This window comes from Streptomyces sp. 7R007 (assembly GCF_054850255.1).
This window is the reverse complement of sequence record NZ_JBTWMV010000021.1, coordinates 90,059-108,832: the sequence shown is the minus strand read 5'-3', so window position 1 is coordinate 108,832 and position 18,774 is coordinate 90,059. Positions and strand designations below refer to the sequence as shown.

Genomic DNA, 18,774 nt, shown 5'->3' with positions numbered 1-18,774 from the left:
GAACAGCACGGGCCGCCGCCGTCGTTCAGTGGTTGCCGTAGTAGGCGGTGGGGCCGTGTTTGCGGGTGTAGTGCCGGCGCAGGAGATGGCGCGGGGGCGGGGCGGTGGCCGCCAGGGCCAGGGTGTGGATCGCCATGTCGGCGACGGCCTCGCAGATGACGGCGTGCTCCACCGACTGGCGGGCGCCGGCACCCCAGGTGAACGGGCCGTGGTGGGCGACCAGGACGCCGGGGACCTCGACGGCGCGCTCGTCGTCGCCGCCCAGCAGGTCGACGATGACCCGGCCGGTGTTGTACTCGTAGTCCTCCGCGCACTGCTCGGGTGTGAGGTCGGGCGTGCAGGGGACCGGCCCGTTGAAGGTGTCGGCGTGCGTGGTGCCCAGCACCGGGATCTCCCGGCGGGCCTGGGCGAAGGCGACCGCGTGGGTGGAGTGGGTGTGGGTCACCCCGCCGATGGACGGGAAGGCCAGGTAGAGGCAGCGGTGGGTCTCGGTGTCGGTGGAGGGGCGCAGCGTGCCGCCGACGACGGCTCCGTCCGACAGGCGCACCGTCACCAGGTCGTCCGCCTTGAGTTCCTCGTACGGCACTCCCGAGGGCTTGATGACGAAGACCCCGGCCTCCCGGTCGACGCCGCTGACGTTGCCCCAGGTGAGGGTGGCGAGGCCGGCGCGCGGGATGGCGAGGTTCGCCTCCAGCACCTCCTGCCGCAGGGCGTCCAGGTCAGGCGTGGTCGTCATGGCCGGCTCCTTTGGGAGAGGCGGTAGTAGGCGGAGTTCCACCTGATCTCCTTGGCCAGCCGGCCGGAGTCGGTGTGCTCGTCGATGGTGAGCAGTTCGACGTCGGTCATGGCCGCGTAGTCGGTGAGGGTCTCCAGGTCGACGGCCGTGCTGAGCACGGTGTGGTGGGGGGCGCCGGCCAGCAGCCAGCTCTCGGCGGACTCCGCGAGCGAGGGCCGCGGCTGCCACACCGCGCGGGCCACCGGAAGGTAGGGCAGGGGTTCGCTGGGGGCGACGACGTCGACGGCGTTGGCGGTGAGCCGGAACCGGTCGCCGAGGTCGCACAGGCCGACGACGAGGGCGGGGCCGGGTGCCGCGTCGAAGACCAGCCGGACGGGGTCCTCGCGGCCGCCGATGGCCAGCGGGTGGATCTCGCAGCGGGGGCGGGCGGCGGCGACGGAGGGGCAGACCTCCAGCATGTGGGCGCCGAGGATGCGCGGCACGCCGGGGCCGAGGTGGTAGGTGTAGTCCTCCATGAAGGTGGCGCCGCCGGGCCGGCCGCGGCCCATGACCTTCATCGTGCGCAGCAGCGCGGAGGTCTTCCAGTCGCCTTCGGCGCCGAAGCCGTAGCCGTCGGCCATCAGCCGCTGGACGGCGAGGCCGGGCAGCTGGCGCAGGGGGCCCAGGTCCTCGAAGTTGGTGGTGAAGGCGGTGAACCCGCCGTCCAGGAGGAAGGCGCGCAGGGCGAGTTCGACCCGGGCCTCGTACAGCAGCGAGTCGTGGCGGGGTCCGTCGGCGCGCAGGATGGGCACGACGTCGTACGACTCCTCGTACTCCGCGGCGAGTTCGGCGGCCTCCTTGTCGGGGACGGCGTCCACCAGCGCGGCCAGGTCGCCGACGGGGTAGGTGTTCACGGAGAACCCGAAGCGCAGTTCGGCCTCCACCTTGTCGCCCTCGGTCACCGCGACGTCGCGCATGTTGTCGCCGAACCGGGCCAGGCGCAGGGTGCGGGCGGCCTGCCGGCCGGCCGCGGCGCGGGACCAGGCGGCCACCCGGTCGGTCACCCGGGGGTCGGTGGCGTGCCCGGCGACGATCTTGTGGGGCAGGCCGAGGCGGGCCTCGATGTGGGCGAACTCGCGGTCGCCGTGGGCGGCCTGGTTGAGGTTCATGAAGTCCATGTCGATGCTGGACCAGGGCAGCGACAGGTTGAACTGTGTGTGCAGGTGCAGCACCGGCCGGTCCAGGACGCCGAGGCCGCCGATCCACATCTTGGCCGGCGAGAAGGTGTGCATCCACACGATCACGCCGGTGCAGGCGTCGGAGGCGTTGGCCTGCCGGCACAGCCGCCGGATCGCGTCGGCGTCCGCGAGGACGGGCTTCCACACGATCCGCGCGCCGATCTTCGGCGCGGCGTCGAGGATGTCGGCGATCCGGCGGGACTGCTCGGCGACCCGGCGCAGGGTCTCCTCGCCGTAGAGGCTCTGGCTGCCGGTGAGGAACCAGATCTCCTGGGGCTGGTGGGTCGCGCTCGATGCGGTCATGACGGGTCCTTTCGCGGAGATCCGGGTCACTGGGAGGCTTCGGCGCGCAGACGGCGCAGGCGGTGCATGACGTCGTTGGCGCCACGGCCGAAGTAGTCGTGCAGCAGGCGGTATTCGGCGTAGAGGCGGTCGTAGGCGGCGGCCCGCGCGGGGTCGGGGAGGTACACGCCGCGGCGGACCTTGCCCATGGCGCGGGCGGCGGCGCGGATGTCGTCGTACGCCCCGGCCGCGACGGCGGCGTGCATCGCGGCGCCGAGGGCGGGGCCCTGGGCGGAGTCGATGACGCCGAGCGGGCGGCGGGTGACGTCGGCGTAGATCCGCATGAGCAGGTCGTTCCTGATCAGGCCGCCCGCGACGGTCAGTTCGCGCACGGGCACGCCGGCCGTCTCGAACGCCTCGATGATGGTGCGGGTGCCGAAGGCGGTGGCCTCCAGCAGGGCGCGGTAGACGTCCTCGGGGCGGGTGTCGAGGGTGAGTCCGACCAGGACGCCGCTGAGGTCGTGGTCGACCAGGACGGAGCGGTTGCCGCTGTGCCAGTCGAGGGCGACCAGGCCGTGCTCGCCGACGCGCTGGCGGGCGGCGAGGCCGGTCAGGTGGGCGTGCGGGCTCTGGCCCGCGGCGGCGGCCTTCTCGGCGTACCCGGCGGGCAGGTGGGTGCGGACGAACCAGCCGAAGATGTCGCCGACGCCGCTCTGTCCGGCCTCGTAGCCCCACAGGCCCGGCAGGATGCCGCCGTCGACGATCCCGCACATGCCGGGCACGGTGCCGTACCGGTCGGAGCTCATGACGTGGCAGGTGGAGGTGCCCATGATGGCGACCATCCGGCCGGGCTCGACGGCGGCGGCCGCGGGGGCGGTGACGTGCGCGTCCACGTTGCCGACGCAGACGGTGACGCCCTCCGGCAGCCCGGTCCAGGCGGCGGCCTCGGCCGTCAGCCGCCCGGCCGGGTCGCCGAGCCGGCCGATCGGCTGCTCCAGCTTGTCGGCGACGAAGCCGGCGAAGCCGGGGTGCAGGGCGGCCAGGTAGTCGCGGGAGGGGTAACCGCCGTCCTGGTACTGGCCCTTGTAGCCCGCCGTGCAGGCGTTGCGCACGTACGTGCCGCACAGCCGCCACACGATCCAGTCGGCGGCCTCCAGCCAGCGCTCGGTGCGGGCGTAGAGCTCCGGGTCCTCCTCCAGGACCTGGAGCGCCTTGGCGAACTCCCACTCCGAGGAGATCTTCCCGCCGTACCGCTCCAGCCAGGGTTCCTTGCGCTCGGCGGCCAGCCGGTTGATGCGGTCGGCCTGGGGCTGGGCCGCGTGGTGCTTCCACAGCTTGGGGTAGGCGTGCGGGCGGCCGGCGTAGGCGGGCAGGTCGCACAGGGGGGTGCCGTCGGCGAGGGCGGGCAGGACCGTGCAGGCGGTGAAGTCGGTGCCGATGCCGATGACCTGCCCGGGCCGCACGCCGGCGCGGGCGAGGGCCTCGGGGACGGCGTGCCGCAGGACGTCGAGCCAGTCGGCGGGCACCTGGAGGGCCCAGCCGGCCGGCAGGGGGGTGCCGTCGGGCAGCTCGCGGTCGAGGACGGCGTGCGCGTAGGGGTGTTCCGCCGTGCCCAGTTCGGCGCCGTCGCGGACGCGGACCACCACCGCCCGCCCCGACAGCGTGCCGAAGTCGACTCCCACGACGCAGCGTTCGGGGTTCATGACCGGCCACCCTTCCGGATCTTCGACGTGTTCGGTATATCGAATGAGGTTCGAGACTCGGACCGCTATGTCTCCAGAGTCCACCGGGCCGCACACCGCGCACAGGGGCCGTCAGGCCCGCCGCGGGGGCCCAACGGGGCCGGGCGGCGGACCCCGACGCACCGCGCCGCCCATCGGTTCCCGAACTCACACTGTTTTCACATCCGTTGAACGACGCCCCCCGAGCCCCCGTATCTAACAGCGGCCCGCGCTCCCCCGCGCGGGCCACCCAGTGACGACGGGCCCGGGCGTCCCCGGCGGGCCCGCCCCATACGGAGGTTCCATGGCCGACAACGTCACCTCGCTGTTCCGCAGCACAGCGGCCCACAGCCCGTCGATGGCGGCGCTGACGCGGCAAGGCGGCGAAGGGACCGGCCCGGTCGACTTCTGCATCCCCTGCAACCCGTACTTCCCCACCCCGGCGATGTTCGAGGACATGGCCGCCCGGTTGCGGGACATCATCACGTACTACCCGAGCAGCGCCGAGACGATCACGGCCGAGCTGTGCGACCTCCTCCAACTCCCGCCGCAGTGTGTGGCGATGGGCAACGGCTCCACGGAGCTGATCACCTGGATCGACCACCTGCTGGTGCGCGAGTCCCTCGCCGTCCCCGTCCCCACCTTCGGCCGCTGGACCGACCAGCCCATGGAGACCGGCAAGCGGGTCGACATGTTCCCGCTCCAGGAGTCCAGCGGCTTCGCCCTCGACCTCGCCCAGTACGCCGAGTTCATCCGGGCCCGGGGCACCCGGGTCGCCGTCGTCTGCAACCCCAACAACCCGGACGGCGGCTTCCTGCACAAGCACGCGCTGGTGCAGTTCATGGACGCCATGGCCGACCTCGACCTGGTCGTCGTCGACGAGTCGTTCCTGGAGTTCGCCGACGCGGAGGCCGAACCCTCGGTCGTGCAGGAGGCGATGCTCCGCCCGAACGTCGTCGTGCTGCGCAGCCTCGGCAAGAACTTCGGCCTGCACGGCATACGCTTCGGCTACCTCGTCGCCAACCCCGCCCTGGCCGGCAAGGTCCGCTCCATGCTGCCGAAGTGGAACCTCAACTCCTTCGCCGAGCACGTGGTGTTCATGCTGAAGGAGCACGGCGCCGAGTACGCGCAGAGCCTCCAGCAGGTCCGCCGGGACCGTCTGGAGATGGCCGGCCAGCTGTCCAACCTGCCCGGTCTGACCGTCTATCCGTCGCAGGGCAACTTCCTCTTCGTGCGCCTCCCCGTGGGCGCCGAAGGCACCGTGGTCCGGGACCGGATGCTCACCGAGCACCGGATCCTGGTCCGCGAGTGCGGCAACAAGATCGGTTCGTCCAGTCGCTTCCTGAGGCTCGTGGTGCGCCCCGAGGTGGACGTGCGTCGCCTGGTGTCCGGCTTGGAACAGGTGCTCTACGGGACCAGGAGGGGAGCCGCCGTGCCCGAGCTGGGCGCAGGGACCAGCTACAGCTCGGGTACGGCGGCCGTGGACCGGCTGGTCAGCGCGACGAACGGGGCGGGGATACCGTCACCGGTGGCGCCGCAGCCGGTGCCGCAGCAGATGCCTCAGCCGGTCGGCTTCCCCGCGCAGGTGCCGGCGCCCGCGCCCATGCCCATGCCGACGCCCGCGCCCATGCCCGCGCCCGCGCCCATGCCGACGCCCGCCCCCATGCCCGCGCCCGTGCCGGCCGCCGCTCAGATGCCCGGGCCCACGCCGCCCGGGGTGCCGGCCCGTGGGGGACTCACGGCCGCGCAGGTGCGGGGGACGACCGCGCCGGGACTCTCGCCGGCTCCGGCCACGGGGTGGCCGAACTCGCAGAGCTGGCCCAACGCGGCGGGGGCTTGATCCGTGCGCGTGCGGGTCCGGGTCGGTCAGTACGCCACCGGCCAACCCGTGCTCCAGTTCAGGAGGTTGATGCCGAGCTTGGGCGTGCCGTTGTCGTTGCCGTCGTAGTAGTGGTAGACGATCAGGTCGCCGTCGGAGTCGTTCATGACGGACTGCCCGCCGGGGCCGATGACGCTGCCGTGCGACTCCAGCACCGCCGTGCCGCCGTTGTTCGTCATGGCGACGCCGCTCTTGTCGTAGTACGGGCCGGTGATGCCGGTGGCGCGGCCGACCTTCACCTTGTACGTCGAGCTGGTGCCCTGGCAGCACACGTCGTAGGAGGCGAAGAGGTAGTAGTAGCCGTTGCGCTTGACGATGTACGGCGCCTCGACCGCCTTCGTGCCGGTGGGGCGGGAGGCGATCGAGTACCGGGTGGTGTGGGAGGAGAGCTGCTTCCCGGTGCCCGGGTCGATCTGGATCATCTTGATGCCGGTCCACCAACTGCCGAACGACAGCCACCAGGTGCCGTCGTCGTCGACGAAGAGGTTGGGGTCGATGGCGTTGTAGTCGCTGGACGTGGTGGAGGTGTAGACGACGCCGTAGTCGGTCCAGGAGCCCGGCAGGCCGGTGCTCGAACCGGCCAGCCCTATCGCCGACTTGTTGGAGCCGAAGGTCGAGACGGCGTAGTACATCAGGTACTTGCCGCCGTGGTACGAGATGTCGGGTGCCCACGCCTCCGTGGCGTACGACGACCACCAGCTCGGCTTGGTGGTGAAGGCGTCGCCGCCGGCGGTGAAGGCGATCCGGTCGGTGGAGGTGCGGTAGCCCAGGCCGCCGCCCGTGGAGTACAGCAGGTAGCGGCCGGCGGAGGTGCGGATCATCGTCGGGTCGTGCACCACGACGTCCCCGGTGACCGTGCCGGGGTTGGGGTACGCGTTCGCCGTGCCCGGCACGAGGGCGAGCAGGACGGCTGCGGGGACGGCGAGGAGTGCACGTTTGGGGCGAGAGGTGCGGCTCACGCTGACGCTCCTTGAGTGGGGGGAACAGCAAGGGGACGTTCGAAATGCCGATCGCCGATCAGAGTCTCGGACGGACCGTAGAATCGAACCCCTTGCGCGTCAATGACCCGCGCAGCCCCACCTCCTCCCACGGGCCGACAGATCCACCTCCACGCGCACCGTCTTCCCCGGCGGCGGCTCCCGGTCCACCACCTCCCACCTGGCGGCGAGCGCGGCCACCAGCGCGAGACCGCGTCCGCACTCGTCGAACGCCGACGGCATCCGCACGGCGGCGGGCGCGGGCGGACACGGTCCGCCGGCCCGGGTGTCGCTGACCTCGATCCGCACGCTGCCCGTGACGAGCGAGAGCCGCAGCTCGAAGTCGCGCCCCGGGACGCGGCCGTGGGTGACGGCGTTGGCGGCCAGCTCGGCGACGACCGCCTCGACGGTGTCGGAGGTGTCGGTGCCGTGCGGGATGCCCCAGGCGTGCAACTGGTGCACGGCGAGGCGGCGGGCGAGACGGGCGCCGCGCGGTGTGGGGCTGAGGCGCTGGGTGAACATACGTACGGTAACCGGAGGTTGAGGGGTGAGCGGTGCGGTCATGGGCCCAATCTGGCGGCCCCGGCACCGACTTCACCAGGCAGGACGCGCGTACGCTGCGCGAGCGTACGCGGTCACGGTCTGGACAGTACGCGTGACGGGCCGTAACCATACGCCGGGGAGGTGACCGACCGTGGTCGATGGTGGTGAGCCGGAGTCGTCGGACAGCATGCGGACGTTCGGGGCGGTGTTGCAGGCCCTGCGCGAACACACGGGACTGAGCAGGGAGGAGTTCGCCGACCTGGTGCGGTTCTCCAAGCACACGGTGGCGTCGGTGGAGTTGGGGAGGAGGATGCCGGATCACGACCTCGTGGAGCGGGCGGAGGAGGTCACTGGGAACACGGGGGCACTGCGGAAGTCGCTTCCGAAGCTGGGGCGGCAGCCGGGCCTTGCGGCCTGGTTCCGGCAGTGGGCGCGGATGGAGGCGACGGCCATCACGCTGTGGACGTACGAGTGCCGCATGATCCCCGGTTTGTTGCAGACGAAGGCCTACGCTGGAGCCCTGGCCGACGAGCAGTTGCCGCCGCTGGCCGACGAGCAGATCGAGGAACGGTGGGCCGCCCGCGCCGAGCGGCAGCGGATGCTGCGGGACCACCCGAACACCGCGTTCAGCTTCATCCTCGAAGAGCACCTGTTCCTGCGGCGCACGGGCGGGGCGGACGTCACCCGCGAACTCATCGACCACGTGGTGGAGATGGCCCGGCTGCGAAACGTCGAGATCCAGGTCATGCCTCTGGTGCAGGAGTCCCATGCGGGGCTGCAGGGCACCATCCATCTGCTGGAGACGCCGGAGAACCGGTGGTTCGCCTACAACGAAGGCCAGGAAAGCGGTCAGTTGATCACCGATCCGAAAGTGGTCAGCGTGCTCCAAAGCCGGTATGCGAGGATGCGTTCGCAGGCTCTCAGCGTGAGGGACTCCTTGAGCCTGCTGGAGCGGATCCGAGGAGAGCTATGACCACCTCCGAACTGGACTGGTTCAAGAGCAGCTACAGCAGCAGCGCTTCCGGCGACTGCGTAGAGGTCGCCCTCACCCCCACCACCGTCCACGTCCGCGATTCCAAGGCCCCCCAGGCCGCCCGCCTCACCCTCTCCCCCGCCACCTGGGCCGGCTTCCTCACCGACATAGCAGCCGGTCGCCGAAGGCTTCCGCGCCCTTGATGGCGGACCTCTCGGGGACGTCGCCCCAGAGGTGGAGTCGCAGGTCGGTCATGCCGTCCAGTCCGGTCAGGTCGACACCGGACGACCGTCCGACCAGCCCCAGTCCGAGCTTCTTGAGGTTGGGGAAGAGACGGCCGAGCAGCCCGATGGCCGTGTGGTTCTGCACGCCGGTGATCATGAGGCGCTCGACCTGGGGGCACGGTGTCAGCGGCGCCAGCAGGTGAAGCGCGTCGATGCCCAGCGCGATCCTGGTGAGCCGGGATGCCCGCAGCGCGGTGCGCAGGAGCCAGCAGGGGTCCTTGGCGTATCCCTCGACCGTCAGGGCCTCCAGGCTCGGCCAGGCGTCCAGGTCCCCCAGCCACTCGGGGTTCTCGGTGCCCAGCGTCAGGTGGCGGACGCCCGGGTGCGGTTCGAGGTCTCCCGTCGTGCCGCCGCCGAGCCGGAGCGCCGTCAGGTCGAGGTCCGCCAGCGCGGAGAGATCCCGTACGGACGCGCAGTCCTGGAGTTCCAGGTTCCTCAGGTCCCGTCGGGTGCGCAGGAACACGAGGCTCGTGAGCGCCGGGTCGTCCTCGATCACCAGGGATTCGAGGTGCCGCGTCGGCAGGTGTCTGTCCAGCTGGTGCTCGGCATACGGTCCGCGCACGACGAGTTGGGCGACGGACCCCAGCCGGTGCAGCCGGGCCAGCCGCGCGGGCTTGTCGATCACCAGGTACGGCAGATGGGCCCCGTCGAGCACCTCGCGGACGTACTCCTCCAGCGGCTGGAGGTCCCAGGCCCTCGCGACCTCGCCACGGATGGACTGCTGGGGGTGCGAGGCGCACTGCCTCAGCTTCCGTCGCGACTTCGTGCTGCGCACCCGGGCGAGGAGCTGCACCGTGCTGAGGGCCACGCTCTCGGGCAACCGGTCCGCGTCCGGCGCCAGCTCCACGATCCAGTCGCCCAGTCCCGCGAGGTCCTCCACCTCCTCACGGTCCCGCGGCGGCATCAGGGCGACGATCCCGTCCTTCACCCTGCTCATCAGCGCGGGGCTCAGCGACTGCACGTTGAGGGCGCACCGCGCGGCCAGGACGTGGAACTCGTACCGCCGCGTCCGCTGCGTCTCGCCGTCGCCGAGATCGAGCAGTCCGGCGATGAGCCGCCCGGCGTCCGGACGAGCCGCGTGACCTGCGGCCAGCACGATCACGTCCTGCCACGCCTCGTTGTCGGCATGCTCCATGAGTTCCGGCAGATAGCCGCTCTCGTGGAACTCCTTGGCCGCCAGGAAGTCCTGGAAGGTGCGGTGGATGAACTGGATGGCGTCGTCCGTCCGTTCCTGGAGCAGCCCGCTGCGGTCGAGCAGGAAGCGCAGGATGCGTTCGGCCGACCTCTGCCCCTCGACGTGGGGCATGTCCCACAGCGCGTGCCCCAGTTGCCGGACGGCCTCCTTGCGGGTCATCTGCTGCCGCCCGGTGCGGACCAGCCAGATGGCCAGCCGCTGGAGCAGCGCGTGCTGGTCCTCGGAGTCCAGGGCGATGTGGTCGGCGTGGCGGACGCCCCGGCCGGCGTCGCGTCCGCCCAGGAGCATGGCGAGGGCGGCCCGGTAGAGCTGCCAGCGGGTGGTGGGCAGCAGGCCGCGGCGACGGCGGTGCAGGGCGCAGATCACGGCGCACAGCAGGGGGGTGCGGCCGAGGTCGCGCAGTGCCGTGTTCTGGTCCAGCTGGTGCGCGAGGTCCTGTTCCAGGGTGGTGAGGAGCTCGTGTTCCTCCGGGCTCTCCAGGCGGGCCGCGTTGTGCCAGGCCCGTACGAAGGCGCGGATGTCGTCGTCGCTCATGGGCAGGAGGGTCAGCTCGGCGAAGCCGTCCGCGTCGAGCCACTGCTTGCCGACCGCGTTGGGGCGTACGGTCGCCAGGCACCGGGTGCCGGGATAGCGGTCGAGGACGTCGCACAGCCAGCGCCGGGCCTCCTCGCGCTGCTCCGCCGGGACCTCGTCCAGGCCGTCCACCAGGAGGAAGCCGCGGCGGGCCTCCAGCACCCGGCGGGCCCAGCCCTCGGGCTGGCCGTCCGTGACGACGCGTCCGGCGGAGGCGAGTTCCGACACCGTGGGGAAGCGGCCACCGCGTGCGTGCACCTCGCGCAGCGGGATGACGAAGGGGACCAGGCCGTTGAGGTCGGCGAGGTCGTCACCGAGGGTGCCGTTCGCGGCGTGGGCGGCGAGCCACCACACGAGGGTCGTCTTGCCGGCGCCGGCCTCGCCGCGCAGGAGGGCGCGGGGGCGGTCGGTCAGGAGGGTGTCGATGCGCTGGGCGCCGGCGGACGGGCGGACGGCGCTCCGCGGGGGAAACCAGTCGCGCGAGGAGACGGGCGCCTCGGCCCGCAGGCTCAGATACGCGGTGTCGAGGTCCCAGCGGGACTCGCTCCGGCCCAGTTCCTCGATGCCGAAGATCTCCGTCTTGCGGTACTGGAAGCCCAGGTCCGTCGCGTACCGGGCCTCGAACTGCTCGTCCCGGGGGTGGACGTCCGTGACGTCCTCCAACCACCGCGATCTGCCGAAGAGTTCCAGGTCGAGGACCGGTGCCGCCTCGATCCTGAAGTGCCCGCGCCCCTGCGGCACCTGGGTGACCACGCCCAGCAGCACCGGACCCGCGAAGACCGGAGCGCCGGACAGCCCGGCGAGCGGCAGGCTCTCGGGCGCCGGCCCGTCGGCGGCCGGCCGGTCCAGTTCGCAGGTCAGGACGCCCTTGACCCGCCCGGCCATGGGCAGCACGCTCGCCCGGTAGTGGTCGTAGTCCAGGTCCAGGCCGCCCTCCCCGTACCGCTGGAGGTCCGGGAACCCCACGATGTCGCAGTGCGGCAGCGCGGCGCGCGTGGCGACCCGGCCGAGCCTGATCCGCCCCAGCGGCGCGGCGCGCTCAGCGGTGATCACGTCTGCCGAGGCCATCAGCAGGGCCAAGTCGCTCGCCTCGTCGAACCACTCGATGGAGCAGGAGACGTACCGGCTCGACGAAGGGTGGATGACGTTGACGATCCCGCCCGTCATCGACACCACGTGCCACGCCGTCAGCACCCGCCGCCGGTCGAGCAGCACCCCGCTGCCCTGCCCGTTCCCCCAGACCACGACGGCCCGGTCCAGGGCCCTCCCCCCGGTCACCGCCCCTCGTCACCCCCGCCGAACCGGCCCACGCTCCCCGGGCTGTCGTTGCGCACCTTCCACGGCTGCCGGGTCCGCGCGTCCAGCGCCCTCAGCGTCACCGCCACCCGGTGGGTGCGGGTCGTGCCGCCGCCCCCGTCGACGCCCGCCTCGACCACCCACGCCCTGACCTTCGCTCCGCCCTTGACCTCCCTGCGCAGCTCCACGCCGAACTCCAGCTCGATGTCCCCCACCTCGAACACCACGTCCTGTCCGGACGAGCGCCCCGCCGCGGTGATCAGTTCGTCGCGCACGGCCTGTACGGCGTCGGCCAGCTCGATCCGGTTGTCACTCATGCGGGCCACGCTAGAGAGAAACCGGCGTGACCGACAAGAAACTTGACGGGGCGTCACTTTGCCGAACTGACAGCTCCCCTACAGCAACGCTTCCTACGGTGCCGTGTCCATGACAGACACTTCAGAGCCCGCGATCGGGCGCCGCACCGTACTGATCGCCACGGGTGCCACGGCCGCGACCCTCGCCGTCGCCGCCGCCGCGCCCGCCGCCCCCGCCGCCGACACCGCGAACGCGGCCGACGCCGCCCCCGTCGCCGCCGCGGCCGTCTGCACCCTCACGAAGGAGATGACCGAAGGCCCCTACTACCTCGACGGAGCGCTCGTCCGCTCCGACGTCACCGAAGGCAAGGCGGGCATCCCGCTCAAGCTCGCGCTCACCGTCGTGAACTCCGCCTGCGCGGTGATCCCCAACGCCCTGGTGGAGATCTGGCACGCCGACGCGCTCGGCGAGTACTCCGGCTACGTCGGCAGCAACGGCCACAACGAGTCCGACGACGGCACCTTCCTGCGCGGCGGTGTGCTCACCAACGCCGGCGGCGTCGCCAACATCACCACGGTCTACCCCGGTTGGTACCGCGGCCGGTGCGTCCACATCCACGTCAAGGTGCACACCGGCGTCACGCTCACCTCCGACGGCTCGTTCACCGGCGGCACCGAACTCCACACCGGGCAGCTCTTCTTCGCCGAGTCCGTCACGACCAAGGTCGCCGCGGTCTCGCCGTACTCGGCCAACACGGTCACCCGCACCACGCTCTCCCAGGACTCCATCTACGACGGCGGCGGCGCCTCCTCCGGCCTGCTCACCCTCACCGCCCTGGGCGGCTCGGCCTCCGCCGGCTACACCGGCACCCTCACCCTCGGCGTCGACGAGAGCTGACAAGCCGATACGAAACCGAACGCAACTCGCGCCCCAACACGCCCTGGGGGACCGTACGCTGGAAGCGGTGCGGTTTCCCAGGGCCCGACTCGGCAGGGGGCGTAGGCAGGGCATGGACGTGCGACTTCGGCTGCCCGACGATCCGGACGGCGTCGAACTGAAGCAGTTGTACGACTGGTTGATCAGGGACCACGAACTCCACCCGGTGGCCGACATCTCACTGCGCGCCGGCTCGGCCCGCGAGCCGGACGACGTCACCATGGGCGACGCCTTCGACATCGTCCAGCTCGTGCTCGACTCCGGCTTCCAACTGGCCTCGCTCGGCGCCGCGTTGCTCGCCTGGCGCCGGGCCCAGCGGCCGCGCTCGGTCATCGTCGTGGAATACCGGGGCGTCCGCGTCGAGCTGCCCGCCGACACCTCGCCGGAGACGGTGGACGCCTTCCTCGACACCCTGCGCGGCATGGACGGCACCGGGGCGGGGCGCACGGAGGGAGAGGACGGCCATCCGGACGCCGGCGAGCCGGAGGACGACATCACGTGGTCGTGAGACCGGACCTGCGCGACCCCGGCAACTCCGCGGCCGTGCTCGTCGGCGTCAGCGGCTACACGGCCATGCCCAAGCTGCCGTCGGCCGCGAACAACCTCACCCACCTGGCGTCGGCGCTGACCGACCCGAGGATTCTGGGGCTGCCGGCGAACCAGTGCGTCTCGGTGGCCGATCCGGCCGAGCCCGCCGACCTGCTCGACCCGATCGTCGCCGCGGCGCGCGTGCCCCGGGACCTGCTGATCGTCTACTACGCCGGCCACGGCTTCATCGACCGGCACGGCGCGCTGCACCTCACCGTGACCGGCTCCCGCGACGGCATCCCGTACACGGCGGTCCCGTACGAGTGGCTCAGCGACAGCCTGCTCCAGCACAACCGGGCCCGGCGCCGGGTCGTCATCCTCGACTGCTGCTACAGCGGACGCGCCCTCGGCAGGCTGTCCGGCCCGCGGATCCCGCTGCGGGAGGTGGCCGAGGTGGAGGGCAGCTACCTGCTGACCGCGTCCCGGTCGAACGTGCGCGCGCTGGCGCCGGAGGGCGAGGAGTGCACGGCGTTCACCGGCGAGCTGGTGCGGGTGCTGCGCGAGGGGGTGCGGGAGGAGAAGGGCCCGCCACCGCCGTATCTCACCCTCGACCGCATCTACGAGGAGGTCCGCGCCGCGCTGGAGCGCCGCAACCGGCCCAGTCCGCAGTCGCAGGACAACGGGCAGCTCGGCCGGCAGCCCTTCGCCCACAACCTCGCCCGCCCGAGGCCGGCGCCGCCGCCGCAGATGTCCCGCGCGCACCGGGCGTTGGCCCTGGGGGTCGTCGCCGCGCTGCTGCCCGTCACCGCCGTCGCCGCCGACAGCGGACGGCTGCCGTCCGACCTGTGCTCCCCCACCGTCGCCCTCACCGGCTACTCCGACCGCCTCGACAAGTCGGTGTTCCGGGGCAACGGCGTCTACGGCCTGTCCTCCCTCGCCCTCGACGGTCCCCGCACCATGCTGTCGCTGGCCGACAACTCGCCGCCGCTGCTCTACCGCATGACGACCGGCGACCCGGGCCGGCCGCCGCGCCCCGAGATCACCGGCGTGACCACCCTGCTGCGCCGCGACGGCACCCCCTTCGGCCCGCACGACTTCGACGGCGAGGCCCTCGCCCTGGAGCGGGGCGGCCGTACCGTGCTCGCCGCCTCCGAGGCCGGCCCGTCCGTCAGCCGCTTCGACCTGCGCACCGGCCGGCTGCTGGCCGACTTCCCGGTGCCGCGGCGCTTCCGGGTCGCGCCGGCGGGCGAGGCCGTGAAGAACGCGGTGTTCGAGTCGCTGGCCCTCTCCCCCGACGGCCGTCATCTCTACGTCGGCCTGGAGGACCCCCTCAACGGCGACGGCACCGACCAGGGCCGCAACCTGATCCGTGTCCTGCGCTACACCGGCACCCCGGGCGGCGCGTACACGCCCGACGGCGAGTTCGCCTACGAGACGGACTCCGGACTGCGCCTCGCGGACCTGGTCGCCACCGGGGACGGCGACACCTTCCTCGCGCTGGAGCGGGGCTTCGCCGAGGGGCAGGGCAACAGCGTCCACGTCTACGAGACGTCGTTCGCCCACCTGCCCGACGTCACCGGCGCCGGCTCCCTGACCACCGTGCGCCGCTCCGCCTTCGCGGCCAAGCGGCCGGTGATCGACCTGGCCGCGTGCCCGCCGTCCGGGGCTCGGCAGAAGGAGCCGCAGAGCAACCCCCTGCTCGACAACGCCGAGGGCATCGCCCTGGGACCGCCCCTGGACGACGGTCCGCACGCGGGCGCCCGGCCGCTGTACCTGATCACCGACGACAACGACAGCAAGCGCCAGACGACCCGCTTCTACGCCCTCACGGTCACCGGCCTGTGACCGCGACAGGCCCTACGGGTTCTCCCAGGCCGCCGGCTCCGCGGCCAGTTCCCTCACCGGGGTCGGCAGCGCGTCGGCGGCGATGTCGGCGATCGTGACGCCCTCCAGGATGCGGCGCACGTTCGCGCGCAGGGCGATCCACAGCGGCAGCAGCGGCTGGGCCGACCCGGTGTACTCCAGACGCGTGGGCCGCTCCCCGCGCACGGAGACGATGGGACCGTCGACGGCCCGGATCACGTCCGCGATCGTGATCTTCTCCGGCTCGCGGGCCAGCCGGTACCCGCCGCCGCCCCCGCGCCGGCTGTCGACGAGGCCACCGCGCCGAAGATCGCCGAGGATCCCCTCCAGGAACTTGTGCGGGATGCCCTGCTCACCGGCGATGGCCTCCGCCTTCACCGGTCCTGTGTCCTGCCGGACGGCAAGCTCCAGTACCGCCCGTACCGCGTAATCCGCCCGTGCCGAGATCCTCATAGCACCATTGTGATGGGTGAGGGCGTACACAATGACCCCGCACGCGCCGCCGACCGACCGGCACGACGGGAGGCTCCCATGGGGCTCAGCAGACGTACCTTCAGCGCCCTCGCCGGAAGCGCCGCGCTGGGCGTGGCGCTCGGCGGCAGCAGCGAGCCGACCCGCGCGTACGCGGCGCCGACGGTGCCGACGGGCCCGGCGCCCGCGCCGCCGGCCGCGGACGGCGTGCGGCACACGGTCGGCTTCGACCGCTACTCCCTGCTCGTCGACGGCGCCCGCCTGGTCGTCTGGTCGGGCGAGATGCACCCCTTCCGGCTGCCGAGCCCGTCGCTGTGGCGGGACGTCCTGCAGAAGATGCGGGCGTACGGCTACAACACGGTCAGCGTCTACGTCTCCTGGAACTACCACTCCCCCGCGCCGGGCCACTACGACTTCACGGGCGTGCGCGATCTGGACCTGTTCCTGCGCACGGCCGCCGAGACCGGCCTGTACGTCATCCTGCGCCCCGGCCCCTACATCAACGCCGAGATCGACGCCGGCGGCTTCCCCGGCTGGCTGACGGCGACCGAGGGCACCGCCCGCACCACCGACCCCGCCTACCTGAAGCACGCCGACGAGTGGCTGACCCGGGTCAACGCGATCGCCGCCCGGCACCTGTACACGCGCGGCACGGGCACGGTCCTGCTCTACCAGATCGAGAACGAGTACGACGCCCACGTCACCGACGGGGTCGGCCGCGCCTACCTGGCCCACCTGTACCGCAAGGTGCGCGCCGACGGCATCGACGTGCCGCTGTTCCACAACGACAAGGGCAGGAACGGCTACTGGACCCCCGGGTCCTTCGACACGGGCGGGGAGAGCGGCCGTTGGCTGTACGGCTTCGACGGCTATCCGTCGCCGACCGCCACCCCGCCCGACTGGGGGCGCTTCGGGACCGGCGGGATGAAGGGCGGGGCCACGGCGAGTCCCGAAACGCCGGGCTTCACACCGGAGTTCGGGGGCGGCTGGTTCGACCCGTGGGGCGGGGCGTGGTTCGGCGGGAAGGGGTACGCGGAGTCGCGCCGGCAGCGGGACGCGGCGTACGAGCGGCGCTTCTACCTGACCAACCTCGCCAACGGCATCACCCTGCACAGCGTCTACATGACCTTCGGCGGCACCTCCTGGGGCTGGCTGCCCGCGCCGGTCGTCTACACGTCGTACGACTACGGGGCGGCCCTGGACGAGGGACGGCAGCCCACCGACAAGCTGGTCCCCATGCACCAGCTCGGCCATCTGCTGCGCCACGTACCGGACTTCGCCAAGCTGGACCGGGCGGAGGACGTCGAGGCGGCGGGCCTGAGGGTGTACCACCTGGCCAACCCCGACACCGGCGCGCACGTGTACGTCCTGCGCAACGACGGCACCGCGTGGGTCACGTCACCGGCCCCCGGATCCGGCCTGCCCGTCACGGTCCCGGCCCGGGACGCCCGGCTGCTGGTCGCCGGGATGCGGCTGGGGCGGCGGACGGTGCGGTGCTCCACCGCCCAGCCGATGCTGGCGGTCGGCGCCGGGCGGCAGGAGATCGCCGTGTTCACCGGGCGGCCCGGCGAGGCGACGGTCACCGTCCTGGAGTGCGCGAGCCGGCCGGCGGTGCGGGTGCTGGACGGGGAGGCCGACTGCGCGTACGAGGACGGGCTGCTGCGGGTGGAGGCCGAACTGAACGGTCTGACGCGGGTGCTGGTGAGCGGCGGCGGTACGGCGGCCCCGCTGCTCCTGCTGCTCGCCGACGACCCGACGTCCCTGCGCCTGTGGCCGCGCGAGACACCGGCGGGACCGGCGCTGGTGTACGGGCCCGCCCTGCTGCGCACCGCGCGGGTGAGCGGATCGGCCGTACACCTCACCGGGGACACGGTCGCCGCCGCCGCACTGGAGGTCTGGGGGCCGCGCGGACTGCGCGACGTCACCTGGAACGGGCGCGCGCTGAAGACGGAGGCGACCTCCTCGGACAGCCTGCGCGCCACCGCACCGCTGCCCGGCGTCGGCGCCGTCACGCTGCCCTCCCTGCGCACCGGCTGGCGGCGCAGGACGGAGAACCCCGAGTCCGCGCCCGGCTACGACGACTCGGCCTGGCGCAAGGCCGACCGGACGACCACGCACAGCGTCACCCCGGTCCCGGCCGGGCAGCCCGTGCTCTTCGCCGACGACTACGGCTTCCACTACGGCGACGTCTGGTACCGCGGCCGCTTCACCGACGCGACCGGCGCCGAGTCCGTGTCCCTGTCCTACAGCACGGGCACGCAGGGCCTGCTGATGGCCTGGCTGGACGGGCGCCCACTGGGCACGCACCGCATGCCGGTGCCGGACATCGGCAGTGTGCGGCAGGGGAGCTGGGCGGCGACGGCGGTCCTCCCCGTCCCCGCGGACCTGCGCACCCCGGCCCCGCACGTCCTGTCCGTCCTGGTCCGCCGTATGCAGCACGACCAGGACGGCAAGAGCCAGGACACCCACAAGGTGGCCCGGGGACTGACGTCGGTCACCTTCACGGGGGCCGCCCCGGCGGTGAGCTGGCGGCTTCAGGGCGAGCGGGCCGCCGACCCGGTGCGCGGCCCGCAGAACAACGGGGGCCTGTACGGGGAACGGCACGGCTGGCATCTGCCGGCCTACGACGACACCGCCTGGGCCCCGGCCGACCTGCCGCGCGCCGACCGCCGCCAGGGCGTGACCTGGTACCGCAAGGAGTTCACCCTCGCCGTCGACACCGCCACGGACGCCTCGATCGGCCTCACCCTCGACGACGACCCGTCCCGTGCCTACCGCGTCCAGATCTTCCTCAACGGCTGGAACATGGGCCAGTACGTCAACGACGTGGGCCCGCAGCACACGTTCGTCCTCCCCAACGGCATCCTGCGCACCCGCGGCGCCAACACCCTCGCCCTGGCCGTACTGTCCGACGGGACGACACCGTCGGGCCCGTCGGACGTACGGCTGACCCTGCTGGGGGCGGCGGCCGGCGGGGTGCCGGTCACCCCGGTGTGACGCGTG

Annotated in this window: 15 protein-coding genes; 7 read left to right on the top strand and 8 right to left on the bottom strand. The window is 72.5% G+C overall.

The features are described 5' to 3' along the window. Positions 1–25: 25 nt before the first annotated feature. The 3 genes from araD to araB are packed head-to-tail and all read right to left on the bottom strand — an operon-like array spanning position 26 to position 3,938. Entirely contained in the window at positions 26–736 is a 711-nt protein-coding gene (gene araD / locus ACYF6T_RS26240; RefSeq protein WP_461699396.1) for an L-ribulose-5-phosphate 4-epimerase AraD, read from the bottom strand. After that, positions 733–2,256 (bottom strand): L-arabinose isomerase, encoded by a 1,524-nt coding sequence (araA, locus tag ACYF6T_RS26235; protein WP_461699395.1) that lies wholly within the window; start codon positions 2,254–2,256, stop codon positions 733–735. Before araA ends, araD begins: the two co-directional genes overlap by 4 nt. A gap of 26 nt (positions 2,257–2,282) precedes the next feature. After that, the gene (gene araB, locus ACYF6T_RS26230) at positions 2,283–3,938 is read right to left on the bottom strand and encodes a ribulokinase (protein WP_461699394.1); all 1,656 of its coding nucleotides are present in this window, start codon (positions 3,936–3,938) and stop codon (positions 2,283–2,285) included. Between the two features lie 322 nt (positions 3,939–4,260). Here araB and ACYF6T_RS26225 point away from each other — a divergent pair, with 322 nt between their 5' ends. Beyond that, the gene (locus ACYF6T_RS26225) at positions 4,261–5,796 is read left to right on the top strand and encodes a pyridoxal phosphate-dependent aminotransferase (protein ID WP_461699393.1); all 1,536 of its coding nucleotides are present in this window, start codon (positions 4,261–4,263) and stop codon (positions 5,794–5,796) included. A gap of 26 nt (positions 5,797–5,822) precedes the next feature. On the opposite strand, the gene ACYF6T_RS26220 is transcribed toward ACYF6T_RS26225, so the two are convergent. Together ACYF6T_RS26220 and ACYF6T_RS26215 are read right to left on the bottom strand one after the other, a co-directional pair. Next, the gene (locus ACYF6T_RS26220; RefSeq protein WP_461699392.1) at positions 5,823–6,794 is read right to left on the bottom strand and encodes an arabinan endo-1,5-alpha-L-arabinosidase; all 972 of its coding nucleotides are present in this window, start codon (positions 6,792–6,794) and stop codon (positions 5,823–5,825) included. A gap of 99 nt (positions 6,795–6,893) precedes the next feature. Beyond that, positions 6,894–7,376, bottom strand: a complete 483-nt coding sequence (locus tag ACYF6T_RS26215) for an ATP-binding protein (protein ID WP_461699391.1) — start codon at positions 7,374–7,376, stop codon at positions 6,894–6,896. Positions 7,377–7,542: 166 nt separating this feature from the next. Between ACYF6T_RS26215 and ACYF6T_RS26210 the strand changes: the two genes are divergently transcribed. Further along, on the top strand, positions 7,543–8,328 hold the full coding sequence (locus ACYF6T_RS26210; RefSeq protein ID WP_461699441.1) for a helix-turn-helix domain-containing protein: 786 nt from the start codon (positions 7,543–7,545) through the stop codon (positions 8,326–8,328). Further along, positions 8,325–8,531 (top strand): DUF397 domain-containing protein, encoded by a 207-nt coding sequence (locus tag ACYF6T_RS26205; RefSeq protein WP_461699390.1) that lies wholly within the window; start codon positions 8,325–8,327, stop codon positions 8,529–8,531. The genes ACYF6T_RS26210 and ACYF6T_RS26205 overlap by 4 nt, the downstream gene beginning before the upstream one ends. On the opposite strand, the gene ACYF6T_RS26200 is transcribed toward ACYF6T_RS26205, so the two are convergent. Together ACYF6T_RS26200 and ACYF6T_RS26195 are read right to left on the bottom strand one after the other, a co-directional pair. Further along, positions 8,488–11,658: an NACHT domain-containing protein gene (locus ACYF6T_RS26200; protein ID WP_461699389.1), complete on the bottom strand. Its 3,171-nt coding sequence runs from the start codon at positions 11,656–11,658 to the stop codon at positions 8,488–8,490. The genes ACYF6T_RS26205 and ACYF6T_RS26200 overlap by 44 nt on opposite strands. Next, entirely contained in the window at positions 11,655–11,993 is a 339-nt protein-coding gene (locus tag ACYF6T_RS26195) for a trypco2 family protein (protein ID WP_461699388.1), read from the bottom strand. Before ACYF6T_RS26195 ends, ACYF6T_RS26200 begins: the two co-directional genes overlap by 4 nt. Before the next feature lie 109 nt (positions 11,994–12,102). On the opposite strand from ACYF6T_RS26195, the gene ACYF6T_RS26190 reads away from it, so the two are divergent. From ACYF6T_RS26190 to ACYF6T_RS26180, 3 genes are all read left to right on the top strand, one after another. Further along, a complete protein-coding gene (locus ACYF6T_RS26190) occupies positions 12,103–12,870 on the top strand; it encodes an intradiol ring-cleavage dioxygenase (RefSeq protein WP_461699386.1) in 768 nt (255 codons plus the stop codon). Between the two features lie 112 nt (positions 12,871–12,982). Further along, the gene (locus tag ACYF6T_RS26185) at positions 12,983–13,417 is read left to right on the top strand and encodes an effector-associated constant component EACC1 (protein ID WP_461699385.1); all 435 of its coding nucleotides are present in this window, start codon (positions 12,983–12,985) and stop codon (positions 13,415–13,417) included. Continuing rightward, positions 13,408–15,282 carry a caspase, EACC1-associated type gene (locus tag ACYF6T_RS26180; protein WP_461699384.1) on the top strand — a complete coding sequence of 625 codons (1,875 nt, stop codon included), beginning with the start codon at positions 13,408–13,410 and terminating at the stop codon, positions 15,280–15,282. Before ACYF6T_RS26185 ends, ACYF6T_RS26180 begins: the two co-directional genes overlap by 10 nt. 12 nt (positions 15,283–15,294) lie before the next feature. Here the strand turns inward: ACYF6T_RS26180 and ACYF6T_RS26175 are convergent, their stop codons facing one another. Then, positions 15,295–15,753 (bottom strand): RrF2 family transcriptional regulator, encoded by a 459-nt coding sequence (locus tag ACYF6T_RS26175; RefSeq protein ID WP_461699383.1) that lies wholly within the window; start codon positions 15,751–15,753, stop codon positions 15,295–15,297. Positions 15,754–15,831: 78 nt separating this feature from the next. On the opposite strand from ACYF6T_RS26175, the gene ACYF6T_RS26170 reads away from it, so the two are divergent. Next, positions 15,832–18,768 (top strand): glycoside hydrolase family 35 protein, encoded by a 2,937-nt coding sequence (locus ACYF6T_RS26170; RefSeq protein ID WP_461699382.1) that lies wholly within the window; start codon positions 15,832–15,834, stop codon positions 18,766–18,768. The last annotated feature ends 6 nt before the right edge of the window (positions 18,769–18,774 follow it).

Excerpts from the sequence above, each read along its gene's own strand:
- ACYF6T_RS26175 (WP_461699383.1), bottom strand. The coding sequence starts at position 15,753 with ATGAGGATCTCGGCACGGGCGGATTACGCGGTACGGGCGGTACTGGAG.
- ACYF6T_RS26225 (WP_461699393.1), top strand. The coding sequence starts at position 4,261 with ATGGCCGACAACGTCACCTCGCTGTTCCGCAGCACAGCGGCCCACAGC.
- ACYF6T_RS26190 (WP_461699386.1), top strand. The coding sequence starts at position 12,103 with ATGACAGACACTTCAGAGCCCGCGATCGGGCGCCGCACCGTACTGATC.
- ACYF6T_RS26195 (WP_461699388.1), bottom strand. The coding sequence starts at position 11,993 with ATGAGTGACAACCGGATCGAGCTGGCCGACGCCGTACAGGCCGTGCGC.
- ACYF6T_RS26215 (WP_461699391.1), bottom strand. The coding sequence starts at position 7,376 with ATGACCGCACCGCTCACCCCTCAACCTCCGGTTACCGTACGTATGTTC.
- araD (WP_461699396.1), bottom strand. The coding sequence starts at position 736 with ATGACGACCACGCCTGACCTGGACGCCCTGCGGCAGGAGGTGCTGGAG.
- ACYF6T_RS26205 (WP_461699390.1), top strand. The coding sequence starts at position 8,325 with ATGACCACCTCCGAACTGGACTGGTTCAAGAGCAGCTACAGCAGCAGC.
- ACYF6T_RS26210 (WP_461699441.1), top strand. The coding sequence starts at position 7,543 with ATGCGGACGTTCGGGGCGGTGTTGCAGGCCCTGCGCGAACACACGGGA.
- ACYF6T_RS26170 (WP_461699382.1), top strand. The coding sequence starts at position 15,832 with ATGGGGCTCAGCAGACGTACCTTCAGCGCCCTCGCCGGAAGCGCCGCG.
- araA (WP_461699395.1), bottom strand. The coding sequence starts at position 2,256 with ATGACCGCATCGAGCGCGACCCACCAGCCCCAGGAGATCTGGTTCCTC.
- araB (WP_461699394.1), bottom strand. The coding sequence starts at position 3,938 with ATGAACCCCGAACGCTGCGTCGTGGGAGTCGACTTCGGCACGCTGTCG.
- ACYF6T_RS26185 (WP_461699385.1), top strand. The coding sequence starts at position 12,983 with ATGGACGTGCGACTTCGGCTGCCCGACGATCCGGACGGCGTCGAACTG.